Genomic DNA, 10,575 nt, shown 5'->3' on the forward strand with positions numbered 1-10,575 from the left:
ATCGCCGCGAAGCCGATCAGCGTCCCGTAGCGGCGCAGCAATCCGGTCACTGTCTCGCCTCCCGCCCGGAGGTGCCGGGAGCATCGCGCGGCGCGCCCGCGCCGTAGCAATGGCCGAGCAGCTCCTCTTCGCTCAGCCCTGCCGCTTCGAGGACGGTCGCGATCTTGCCGGCCCGCATCACCATGATGCGGTCGCACATCCCGATCAGCTCCGGGAAGTCCGAGGAGGCGACCAGCACCGCCATTCCCCGCGCGCTCCATACCCGGATCAGCGAGTAGATGTCGAATTTCGCTCCGACATCGACGCCGCGGGTCGGCTCATCGAGGAGCAGCACCTTCGGCTCGACCGAAAGCGCCCTGGCGAAGACGACCTTCTGCTGGTTGCCGCCGCTGAGCTCGTAACAGAGCTGGCGGAGCCCCCGCGCCTTGAGGCGCACTTCCTCGCCGCGCGCCGTCGCGATCGCCTTTTCCCGGCCGCGCGCAAGGAAGGCGCCGCCACGGCTGAACCGGCCGAGATGGGCCAGCGTGATGTTCTCGGCGATCGGCCGGGTGAGGACCAGCCCTTCCGAGCGTCGCTCGCGCGGCACATAGGCAAGCCGGCTCCGCCACGCCCCGGCGAGCCCGCCCGGCAGCTCCGCCTTTCCGTCGATCAGGATCGTCCCGCGATGGACCTTTTCGGCCCGCATCAGGAGCTTCAGCACGTCGCTCTGACCCGCGCCCGCCAGCCCGGCGATGCCGACGATCTCGCCTTTCCTCAGCTCGAAGCTCAGCGGCCCGACGGCGCCCCCCTCGAGGTCGCGCACGGCCAGCGCCGCGTCGTCACGCGGCGCGGCAAGCGCGTGCGGATAGGCCTGGTCGACCTGGCGGCCGATCATCATCCGGATAATGTCATTCTGGGAGGTCCCGGCGATCGGCCGGGTCGCGATCGCCTCGCCGTCGCGGAGCACGGTCACCCGGTCGCAGAGATGCATGACCTCGTCCAGCCGGTGCGAGACATAGATCACCGAGCGTCCCGACTCGCGAATGGCGCGAAGCACCGAAAACAGGCGCTCCGCCTCGGCTCCGGTCAGCGCCGCGGTCGGCTCGTCCATCACGTAGAGCCGGGCATCGGCATTCGCCGTATCGAGGAAGGCGGCGGAGATGTTGACCAGCATCCGGTCGCCGGTGCCGAGCCGCCCCATGCCGGCGCGCGGATCGATATGCGAGATGCCGAGCCGGCCGAGCGCCTCGCGCGCCATCGCGGCGAGCCGCCTCCAGTCGATCAAGCCGCCGATGCGACGCGGATAGGACCGCCCGAGGAAGATATTCTCGGCGACCGACAGGGTGGGAACCGTATTCAGCTCCTGGTGGATGAAACGGAGGCCATGGGCGAAGGCCGCCTCGGGATCGTCGATCGTCACCGCCCGGCCGTCGATCGCGATCTCCGCTTCGTCGGGCGCGACCACCCCGGCGAGGATCTTGATCAGCGTCGACTTGCCCGCGCCGTTCTCCCCCATCAGCGCGTGGATCTCGCCCGGCGCGATGGTCAGCGCCACACCCGTGAGCGCCGGCACCCCGGCATAGGCTTTCGAAACGTTGCTAAGGGTGAGAAGGTTCATGGCAGGATCAGGAGGTGGGGCGGGCTCATTTCCCGCATCCCGCCAGCGTCATTGGACGGAAGCCGACCGGACAATTCGGGGAAGTCGACGTCGCATGCGTGCTTCGAGGCTCGCTGCGCTCGCACCTCAGCATGGCGATGGTCTTTCTTCCCGAACGATATCGAAGCCATCCTGAGGTGCTCGGGCAAGGCCCGAGCCTCGAAGGACGCAGGACGCAAGGCGCGCGAGACAAGGCAACGGGGCGGCGCCGATGACCGGTACCGCCCTCAGCGCTCCTTCCAGCTAGTCCCCGACATTGGCGGCGGTGATCAGCTTGGTCGGCACGTAGATCACGCTCTGCTTGATCGTCTCGCCGCCGAGCACCCGCGCCACGGCATCGGCGGTCGCCGAACCGATCCCCTGGAAGTCCTGCGCCACCGAGGCCTCGAAATTGCCCCCCGCAGCGATCGCCTCGCGCGCCTGCGGGTTGGCGTCGATGCCGGTAATGACGATGCCCTCGCCTTCGCGGCCGGCCGCCTCGATCGCCTGCAGCGCGCCGAGCGCCGGCTGGTCCCAGGCCGCCCAGACCGCCTTGATGCTGCCGGGGTCGGGATTGGCGGCGAGGATCGCCTCCATCTTGGCCCGCGAATCGGCGATGCCGCCGTCGGAGACGTCCGGCGTCACCCGGTCGAGGACCTCGATATCGGGGAAGTTGCCGAAGACCGCGTCGGCGATGACGCCGCGCACCTGGACCGGCGGGAAGGCGTCGAAGACGAACATCACCACGTTGCCCTCGCCCCCGATCCGGTTGGCGACATAGACCGCGGTCTCGGCGGCCATCGCATAGCCGTTCGAGGTGACGTTGGTGACCAGCAGCGGATCGGAGCCGGCGTCCATGCCGAAGACCGGAATGCCCGCATCCTTGGCGGTCTGCAGCCCGGCCGCGACCTGGGCCGGATCGACGTTGATGACGATCGCGTCGACCTTCTGGTTGGCGACGTCCTCGATGCGGCTGATCACCGCCGCGACATCGCCCTTGGTGTCGATGACGTTGACGTCCCAGCCCCTGTCCTTGGCCGCCGCCTGGAAGCCCTCGACGTAGAACTGCGTCCCCGGCTGGGCGAGGTAGGGCGTGATCACGGCAACCTTCGGCTCCGCCGCCGCGGCCCCGGCGAATGCCACGCCGGCAATCACCACAGCTCCCGCCACCCACGTGCTCAGTAAACCGGCACGACCGAACATATGACCCTCCAAGATGCGGAAAACCCTTTGACTTTCTTGCCTTTGGCGCCTCGCGCCCCCAGTATCGCGTCGCGTCCGCTTCCGTTCCGCGTGGCCAAGGTTATACGGGATGCGCGGGGCAAAAAGCCATAGTCGCGGACCGGCAGCGGAGGCAATGTGTCAAGGGCGACCCTGATCGGGATCGACGTCGGAACCGGCGCCGTCAAGGCCATCCTGATGGACCTCGACGGCAATCCGCTTGGCGTTTTCTCGCGGCCCTATCCGACCGCCCGGCCGCGCCCCGGCCATGTCGAGCAGGATCCGGCCGACTGGATGGGAAGCGTCCTCGCCGCCCTCGATGAGTTCGGCCGGACCACCGATCTCGGCGGGCTGGTCGGCATCGGCCTCTCGTCGCAGGTCAACACCCATGTCTTCGTCGACGAGAGCGGCGAACCGCTGCTGCCGGCGATCGTCTGGCAGGACGGGCGCTGCGGCGAGGATGCCGCGGCGCTCGATGCCCGGATCACGCCGGAGGAGAAGACCGCCTGGTTCGGCGGGCCGATGCCGATCGACGCGAGCCATGCGCTTTCCCGCATCGCCCATGTCGCGCGCGTCCACCCGGACCTCTATGCCCGGACCCGCCACGTTCTGCTGCCGAAGGATTATTGCGCGATGAAGCTCACCGGCGGCGTCGCCGCCGACCCCATCGCCGCGGTCGGCCTGGTCGACAGCGAACTTCGCTACGTCGAGGGGCTGCTCGATCTCGTCCCCGGCGCAAAGGACAGGCTGCCGCCCCTCCACGACTTCACTGATGCGGTCGGCACCGTGCGTGACGGCCTGCCTTGCGCCGGCATCCCGGTCTTCGTCGGCGCGATGGATGCCTGGTCAGGCATGTTCGGCATCGGCGTCATCCGCGACCGCGACGCGATGTATCTCAGCGGCACCAGCGAGGTGCTCGGCGTCCTCTCGTCGCGGCGCGCGCCGACGCCGGGCGTCATCGTCTTCCCGCCCTACAAGCGGATCACGCTTCATGTCGCCCCGACCCAGTCGGGCGGCGCCTCGCTTGCCTGGGTCGCCGGCCTGCTCGGCCGATCGGTGGAGGAGCTGTCGCCGCTCGCCGCCGCGACCGCGCCGTCGGCGGCGGTTCCGCTCTTCCTCCCCCATCTCCAGGGCGAGCGGGCGCCGCTCTGGGACATCGATTCGCGCGGCGTCTTCGCACGGCTCGTCACCGGCACGGGCGCCGGAGAGTTGAGCCGGTCGGTGATGGAGGGCGTCGCCTTTTCCGCCCGCCTCGCCTTCGAGGCGACCGAACGCTCCGCCGGCGAAACCGTCGACACGGTCAACATCGGCGGCGGCGGTGCCCGCTCGGATATCTGGTGCCAGATCCGCGCCGACGCTTTCGGCAAGACCATCAGGCGCGTGCATGTGCTCGATGCCGGGGCGCTCGGCGCGGCGGTTATCGCCGGGCTCGGCGCCGGCGCCATGCCCTCGCTCGAGGCCGCGGTCGACCGGCTCGTCACCTTCGAGCGTGATTTCGAACCGGACGGCGCGATGCGCGGCTACTACGACGACAAATTCGGCAGGTATCAGGAGCTCTACGCCGATCTCAAGCCGTTCAACGCGAGCTATCGGACGGACGCCGGATAGGCGTTCGCTCCGTCGCGTCGCACCTCCGCGTGATCACCCCGCGGTGATCACGACGTCTCCGTTGCCGATCGACGCCATCGCCGCTTCCGCCACCGCCAGGCCGGTGATCGCCTCGCGCAGGGTGACCGTTTCCGGTGGCTTGCCGCTCCGCAGGCAGTCGACGAAATGCATGTGCTCGGCGTGGAGCGCCGCGTCGTAGTCGATGGTGACCTCGATCGTCTGCGGCTCGGTCCCGAAGACCCGGATCGTCCCGTCGACGTCGAGCTCGGCGCTGCCATTCTCGCCGACGACCTCGATCCGGTCGGAGGGGCAGGACTCGATCGGGAAGGTCCAGGCGGTGGCGAGCCGCCACACGGCGCCCGTCGCTCCCGTCACCGTCGCCAGCGTTTCCGAACGCGACGTCCCGGCTGGCCGCCGCGTCGCCAGGACCTTTCGGGGCATCGCCTCGCCACCGGTCAGCCACAACGCAAGATCGATGTCGTGGACCATGGTCATCAGCACCGGATCCTCGGTGTAGCGCCGGGCATGGCTGTCGTCGCGGTGACGTCGCGCCGTCACCGACAGGATCGTGCCGACCGCCGCCGACCGGACGATCCCGGCGAAGCGCCGGTGCGGTTCCGAGAAACGCAGGACATGGCCCGGCAGCACGAAACCGTCGCTCGCCTCGGCCATCGCGGCGAGCTTTGCCGCATCGGCGACGGACATCGCCACCGGCTTCTCGACGAGGACCGGGATGCCGAGGCCGAGCGCATGACCGGCGATCGCCACATGGGTCGGGCCGGGGGTCGCGACGATCAATCCGTCCGGCCGAAGCCGCTCCGTCAATTCGATCGCGTCGGTCGCCGTCTCGGCCACCCCGAAGCGCGACGCCGCGGCTTCGGCGGCTTCGGCATTGGCATCGGCGACGCCGACCACCGCGACATCAGGCCAGGCCGCCAGCATCCTGAGATGCTCGCTGCCGAAAAGTCCCGCGCCGGCGACCACAAGGCGCGCGCGATCACTCATGCCGAACCGTCCCGCCATGGTCCGGGCGTCGGTCATTCGCGATCATCCCACGCGTCTCAGTTGACGTAGAGACTGCGGCCGGAATCCGCGTCAAAGACATGCGCCCGCTCGACATTCGGCTTCAGCCAGACCGTTTCGTCCGGCTTCAGTCCGGTCCTTTCGCGGACCAGGACGCAGATTCGCTCGTCGTCGCGCGCCCCGAACAGCTCGACCTCCCGGCCGGTGAACTCGACCACTTCGACCGTCATCGGCAGGCCGTCGCCTTCGGAGCTCAGCTGCAGATCCTCGGGCCGGATGCCGAACAGCACCTTGGTCCCGTCCTCGCCGTCCTGGCTGCCCGGCACCTCGACGCGATGCCCGTCGGAGAACTCGACCAAGACCCCGCCGTCGGCACGGCGGAGGACGCCGGAGAGCATGTTCATCTGCGGCGAGCCGATGAACTTGGCGACGAAGGTGTTGGCCGGGCGGTCGTAGATCCGGTCCGGTGCGCCGATCTGCTCGACGTAGCCGTCGCGCATGACCACGATCTTGTCGGCAAGCGTCATCGCCTCGATCTGGTCGTGGGTCACGTAGACCATCGTCGCCTTCAGGCGCTGGTGCAGGGCACGGAGCTCGGTCCGCATCTGGACCCGGAGCTGGGCATCGAGATTCGATAGCGGCTCGTCGAGCAGGAAGGCCGCCGGCTCGCGCACCAGGGCGCGGCCCATGGCGACGCGCTGGCGCTGGCCGCCGGAAAGCTGGCGCGGATAGCGCTCGAGATAGTCGGTAAGCGCCAGGATATCCGCCGCCCAGCTGATACGCCGCTCCTGCTCTTCCTTCGGCATCTTCCGCATGCGCAGCGCGAAGGCCATGTTCTCCCGCACCGTCATATGCGGATAGAGCGCGTAGCTCTGGAACACCATGGCAATGTCGCGGTCCTTCTCGCGAACCCGGTTGACGATCTTGTCGTCGATGACGATGTCGCCCTGGGTGACCTCCTCGAGGCCCGCGATCATCCTGAGGAGCGTCGTCTTGCCACAACCGGACGGTCCCACCAGTGCGACCAGTTCCTTGTCTTCGATATCGAAGCTCAGATTGTGAAGAATCTCCACGTCACCGAATTGCTTGATCAAATTCCTGATCTTGATCTGCGCCATCTAGACTTTCTTCTTCCTGACCGTTTCATGGTGTCGTTCGGCCGTGTCTGTCGGCATCCCGTTTGAGACAACGGAACGATCAGCAAAATCTACAGGCTTTCACCCGCCGTCAAGATCGCACCGAGCAGGATCGATGCCAAACCGCCCGTCTGGCCTGCCGCCTCTCGCTGCGTTGTCGAGGCGGGACGGCTGTGCCTATCCTGATCGGCGCGCCGCGATGGAGACGGCCGGACAGGACAGGGAGACGAGCGTGGGCGTTCTGGATTCATTTCGCCTCGACGGCAGGACCGCATTGGTGACCGGCGGAAGCCGCGGCCTTGGCCGCGCGATGGCGACGGCGCTTGCCGAGGCGGGCGCCGACCTGGTCATCACCGGTCGCGATGAGGAAACCCTCGCTGCGACCGCCGGCGAGCTCCGCTCTCTCGGTCGGAATGTCGAGACGATCCGCGCCGACATGGGCGTGCCCGAGGAGTGCCGCGCCGGCCTGCAGCAATGCCTGCGCGACCACGGGCCGATCGACATCCTGATCAACAACATCGGCGGCCGCCGCAAGTCCGAGCCGATCGAGGAACAGAGCCTCGAGAGCTGGCAGTTCGTCATCGACCTCAATCTGACCAGCTGCTTCCTGGGCACCAGCCTCGTCGGCAAGTCGATGATCGAGCGCGGCAAGGGCGGCCGGATCATCAACGTCGCCTCGATGAACGCCTTCGTCTCCAACCGCGGCATCGGCGGTCGTTCCTACGAGACGGCCAAGGCGGCGATCGTTCAGTTCACCCGCTCGGCCGCCGCCGACTGGGCGCCGCATGGCATCACGGTCAACGCTATCTGCCCCGGTCTTTTCATGACCGACGCCAACCGGGCCTGGCTCGATACCAGGCCGGAAGTCATCGACAAGATGGTTGCCGGCATTCCCATGGAACGGGCCGGCGAGCCACCGGAAATCGGTCCCCTCGCCGTTTTTCTCGCGAGCCCCGCGTCAAGCTATGTCACCGGAGGAGCACATCTCATCGATGGCGGATACACGCTGCTCTAGGCGCACAACAAACGCTCATCGCAATGCAGCATCTGCTTGAATTGAGTCCAGTCGCATCGGTTGCGACCAAGGGGGCTAGCTGATACCAATTTTCAGTTGCTTATAACGGCTCTGACATAAAAAGGGAGAACAAGCCGGTGGTTGAGCGCAAGGAAAAGGAACTCCTGCTTCAGGAGGCTTCCCGGCAGCAGTTGGTGCGGGGACAGATCGACAGGCGCGAATTCATGTCGCGCACTCTGGTGGCTGGCCTCGGCATGGCCGGCGTCGGGGTCGCGGCAAAATATGGCTTCGGCTCGGCTCTCGCCGAGGACCGGCCGCTGACGCCGACCTTCTATCAGTGGATCGAGGATCTGCATCCCGGCATTCCGACCGTCAACGGCGAGTTCCCGGGTATCAACTACCAGATCGCTCCGGTCGAGGGCTTCGGCATCGAGCGCTTCGTCGCCGAGGCGAAGAACAAGGAAAGCACCTGGGACATCTATGTCGGCCAGACGCCGTTCGTCGAAATGTCGGCGATGGTCGCCGCCGACGTGATCGAGCCCTGGGACGACTACATCCCGAAGGATGTGCTCGACGATATCATCCCGTCGATCCGCGAAGAGAACCTGATCAACGGCAAGATGTATGGCTGGCCGTTCCTGCTCGACGTGATCGGCACCGGCTGGCATTCGGGCCTGACGACCCAGGCCGGCCTCCCGGACGAGGCTCCGGCGACCTGGGATGACCAGCTCGAGCGCGCCAAGGCGATCGTCGAATCCGGTGCCGCGCCCTTCGGCACGACCTTCGATTCCCATGGCTGGCGGTCCGTGGCGCCGATGGCCCACAGCATGAACCCGGATATCTACACCTCGGAAGGCCTGTTCGACTTCACCAGCGACGCCGCGATCGAAGCGCTGGTTCTGATGAAGAAGCTGATGGCCTATGCCAATCCGGACATCCTGCTCGAAGGCGCGTCGGACGGCGGCGTCAACGGCACGCCTGACGAGGTCGCCTTCGCGGCCGAGCGCGTCGGGTACTACAACAAGTACTTCAACGCCCCGCTGCGCATGGCGGCGAACTGGGAAGATCCCAACCAGCTCCACCTCGGACCGCTGCCGAAATTCGCCAATGGCGCGGGTTCGACGGTGTTCTGGACGACCGGCTCCGCCCTGTTCAAGTACGGCAAGAACAAGGAGAAGGCGGCCGAATACCTGAAGGCCCTGACCTACGACCGTCAGATCTGGAAGGACTCGATCGTCGGCACGCCGAGCGGCCATCCCGGTCAGCTGCCGCCCTACAAGTCGATCTACGCCGAGTGGGACGCCAATCCGCCGGACTGGATGCCGCCCTTCGTCGGCCTCGTCCGCGGTCAGCTCGACAGTGCCAAGGCGATCGAGAACAACCTTTTCGGCCTCCAGCAGTTCGTCATCGGCAAGCCCATCTGGGAGACCTATCTCAAGGGCGAGGAGTCCGACCCGAAGGTCGCCATGCAGAAGGTCATGGACGCCGTCAAGGCCGAGATGGAACGCGGCAAGTAGGCCGTCACGTCGCTGGCCGGGGTGGGCAACGCCCGCCCCGGCCGTCTATTTTGAAGGACTCGCGCGGTCCGCCGTCCGAGACCATCCAGGCCTTAAGTTTCGACAATGGCAAACGCGACAGCGACCGCACCCGCTCCCACCCGTCCGATCTCGATCACCAGCGCGATCAGCGGCTGGTGGTTCCTGGTCCCGGCGCTCCTCTTCTTCGTCGGCTATCAGGTCTACCCGATCATCCGGGTCATCTGGATCAGCTTCACAAACTTCGAATTCCTGTCGAGCGAGCCCGCCAGATGGGTCGGCCTCGACAACTATGCCGAGGCGCTGAGCGATCCGCTGATGTGGGCGAGCCTCTGGCGCGCCGCCGAATTCACGCTGATGTTCCTGCCGGGCACGATCATCCTGCCCCTGCTGCTCGCCGTCCTGGTCGACAAGGTCACCAACAACAAGCTTTCGACCCTCTACCGGGTCATCCTCCTCATCCCGGCGGTGATTCCGAGCACGCTCGTCTTCGTGCTGTGGAAGTGGATGTACAACTACCAGGTCGGGCCGATTAACCACTTCCTCGTCGAGGTCCTCGGCCTGTTCACCGTCTACGACGCGCCGCAATGGCTCGGCGGCACGCCGCTGACCCTGCCGGCGATCGCCATCATGGAAGTGTGGTGGGGCCTCGGCTACCACACCATCTTCTTCCTCGCCGGCCTCGCCGCCATCCCCAAGGACCTGCCGGAGGCCGCGCGCATCGACGGCGCCAACGAATGGCAGGTCTTCTGGCACGTCATCCTGCCGCGCCTGTCGCCGATCATGATGATCCTGGTGGTGCTGCGGTTCGGCACGGCGATGGCGGTCATCGACGAATACCTGATCTTCGGCGGCTTCAACCGCGACTCGCCGACCTATACCTGGACGATGTTCATGTACGACCAGGCCTTCAAGACCGGCCTCTGGCGTCAGGGCTTCGCGGCGGCGATCGGCATGATCGGCGCCCTCGCCATGATGGTTGTCATGGTCATCCTCATCCGCATCTTCCGGTCGAAGGGCTGACGGCAATGACGGCACAGGTCATCGATCACGAAACCTTTCCGGAAAGCGAGGCGGCGGTCGGCACCGGCGGCTGGTTCAGCCGCAATCGCCCGGTCATCATCCGCCACGCGATCATCAACCTGTTCATGATCATCATCATCGCCCCGCTCGTCTGGGTCGGGATGATGTCGATCAAGTCGCGGCCCGACGCGATGAAGGGCGCCTTCTGGCCGAAGAATTTCGACTTCACGCATTACAGCTACGTCTTCGAGAAGATCGACACCCTGCCGATCAATCTCTTCAACAGCATCTACGTGACGGCCGCCACCGTCCTCCTCACCACGGTCTGCGCGGTTCTCGCCGGCTATGCACTGGTCCATCTCAAGGCCAAGGGCAGCGGCATCGTCGTCGCGGTCCTGC

Annotated in this window: 9 protein-coding genes; 5 read left to right on the plus strand and 4 right to left on the minus strand. The window is 66.6% G+C overall.

Going from position 1 to position 10,575, the window contains the following annotated elements; all coding sequences use genetic code 11:
• Nucleotides 1–46: 46 nt before the first annotated feature.
• Entirely contained in the window at nucleotides 47–1,597 is a 1,551-nt protein-coding gene (locus tag KDJ86_RS08775) for a sugar ABC transporter ATP-binding protein (RefSeq protein WP_291744768.1), read from the minus strand.
• A 282-nt stretch (nucleotides 1,598–1,879) separates the two neighbouring features.
• Nucleotides 1,880–2,785 (minus strand): substrate-binding domain-containing protein, encoded by a 906-nt coding sequence (locus tag KDJ86_RS08780; RefSeq protein WP_291744769.1) that lies wholly within the window; start codon nucleotides 2,783–2,785, stop codon nucleotides 1,880–1,882.
• Nucleotides 2,786–2,974: 189 nt separating this feature from the next.
• Between KDJ86_RS08780 and KDJ86_RS08785 the strand changes: the two genes are divergently transcribed.
• On the plus strand, nucleotides 2,975–4,444 hold the full coding sequence (locus tag KDJ86_RS08785) for a xylulokinase (protein ID WP_291744770.1): 1,470 nt from the start codon (nucleotides 2,975–2,977) through the stop codon (nucleotides 4,442–4,444).
• A gap of 33 nt (nucleotides 4,445–4,477) precedes the next feature.
• Here KDJ86_RS08785 and KDJ86_RS08790 read toward each other — a convergent pair whose 3' ends face one another.
• Complete coding sequence (locus tag KDJ86_RS08790) at nucleotides 4,478–5,485, minus strand: Gfo/Idh/MocA family protein (RefSeq protein WP_291744772.1); 1,008 nt, start codon at nucleotides 5,483–5,485, stop codon at nucleotides 4,478–4,480.
• Nucleotides 5,486–5,505: 20 nt separating this feature from the next.
• Nucleotides 5,506–6,585 carry an ABC transporter ATP-binding protein gene (locus tag KDJ86_RS08795; protein ID WP_291744774.1) on the minus strand — a complete coding sequence of 360 codons (1,080 nt, stop codon included), beginning with the start codon at nucleotides 6,583–6,585 and terminating at the stop codon, nucleotides 5,506–5,508.
• Between the two features lie 250 nt (nucleotides 6,586–6,835).
• On the opposite strand from KDJ86_RS08795, the gene KDJ86_RS08800 reads away from it, so the two are divergent.
• The 4 genes from KDJ86_RS08800 to KDJ86_RS08815 form a co-directional block, all read left to right on the plus strand.
• Nucleotides 6,836–7,618 carry an SDR family NAD(P)-dependent oxidoreductase gene (locus KDJ86_RS08800; RefSeq protein ID WP_291744776.1) on the plus strand — a complete coding sequence of 261 codons (783 nt, stop codon included), beginning with the start codon at nucleotides 6,836–6,838 and terminating at the stop codon, nucleotides 7,616–7,618.
• Between the two features lie 137 nt (nucleotides 7,619–7,755).
• Entirely contained in the window at nucleotides 7,756–9,135 is a 1,380-nt protein-coding gene (locus KDJ86_RS08805) for an ABC transporter substrate-binding protein (RefSeq protein WP_291744777.1), read from the plus strand.
• Between the two features lie 105 nt (nucleotides 9,136–9,240).
• A complete protein-coding gene (locus KDJ86_RS08810; RefSeq protein ID WP_291744778.1) occupies nucleotides 9,241–10,176 on the plus strand; it encodes a carbohydrate ABC transporter permease in 936 nt (311 codons plus the stop codon).
• A 5-nt stretch (nucleotides 10,177–10,181) separates the two neighbouring features.
• Nucleotides 10,182–10,575 (plus strand): ABC transporter permease family protein (locus KDJ86_RS08815; protein ID WP_291744780.1); only part of this gene is annotated, 394 nt, incomplete at its 3' end.

This window comes from Bauldia sp. (assembly GCF_020442045.1).
Classification (GTDB): domain Bacteria; phylum Pseudomonadota; class Alphaproteobacteria; order Rhizobiales; family Kaistiaceae; genus Bauldia.

Excerpts from the sequence above, each read along its gene's own strand:
- KDJ86_RS08795 (WP_291744774.1), bottom strand. The coding sequence starts at position 6,585 with ATGGCGCAGATCAAGATCAGGAATTTGATCAAGCAATTCGGTGACGTG.
- KDJ86_RS08790 (WP_291744772.1), bottom strand. The coding sequence starts at position 5,485 with ATGACCGACGCCCGGACCATGGCGGGACGGTTCGGCATGAGTGATCGC.
- KDJ86_RS08775 (WP_291744768.1), bottom strand. The coding sequence starts at position 1,597 with ATGAACCTTCTCACCCTTAGCAACGTTTCGAAAGCCTATGCCGGGGTG.
- KDJ86_RS08810 (WP_291744778.1), top strand. The coding sequence starts at position 9,241 with ATGGCAAACGCGACAGCGACCGCACCCGCTCCCACCCGTCCGATCTCG.